This is a genomic window from Candidatus Hydrogenedentota bacterium (assembly GCA_016791475.1).
Classification (GTDB): domain Bacteria; phylum Hydrogenedentota; class Hydrogenedentia; order Hydrogenedentales; family JAEUWI01; genus JAEUWI01.
Genome location: JAEUWI010000189.1, coordinates 1 through 770 on the forward strand (window position 1 = coordinate 1; position 770 = coordinate 770).

Consider the following 770-nt stretch of genomic DNA (forward strand, 5'->3'; position numbering starts at 1 on the left):
CGGCCGCCACGGGGGTGACGGCGGAGGCGTCCCAGATGACGCGGCCGGCGCCGAAGGCGTGCTCCTTGACGTTGACGCCATCGCAAGGTCCCCAGAGCTCCGCCGCGAGCCGGCGGACTTCCGCATCGCTGCCGGGGAAGCCGGCGAGACTGGGCGACTTGGCGGGGCGCGGGCCGATGACCGTGGCCCCGGCCTGCACGAGCGCGTGCACCGTGCGCAGCAGCTCGGGCGTCATCGTCTCGTTCTCCGGCAGCACCAGCGCGCGGTAGCTCATGCCGTCGGGGAAGACGAGGCGGCCGGCCTCGACGCGGGCGCGTTCCCGCAGGACCTCGGGGGCGCAGCCGTCGAAGTTGTAGCCGCGACGGTCGGGGCGTTTGCCCACGGTGGCCGAGGAAGGCGGGCGGAAAATCATGGGGGCGCCTTCGCGGGCGAGATAGAGGATGTCCGCCACCGGTTGGCCCTGCCGCAGCATGAACTGGCAGCGCGCGAGGTATTCGTGGAAGGCGGAAGCCATCGGCCACCACGTCTGCGTGCGTTCCCAGTGCACGCCATATTCCCACATGGTCATGCCGGGCCAGCGGTCGAGCCAGGGTTGATGCTGGTAACGATGGATGGCGAGGCGGTTGAGGCCGGCGGCAAAGGCCCAGTCGCCGACCCCCTTGATGGCGGCGGGGTCGGCCATCCAGTCTTCGCCGGGGTTGGAGGTGAAGGCCTCGGCCGCCACGATGGGTTTGCCGCCGGTGTGCGCGATGGAGACGGCCTCGAGCACG

General features: G+C 71.3%; 1 protein-coding gene. It reads right to left on the reverse strand.

Features of this window, described 5'->3' with window-relative positions; genetic code table 11:
• On the reverse strand, positions 1 to 770 hold a 770-nt coding region (locus JNK74_28625), incomplete at both ends, for a glycosyl hydrolase (GenBank protein ID MBL7650150.1).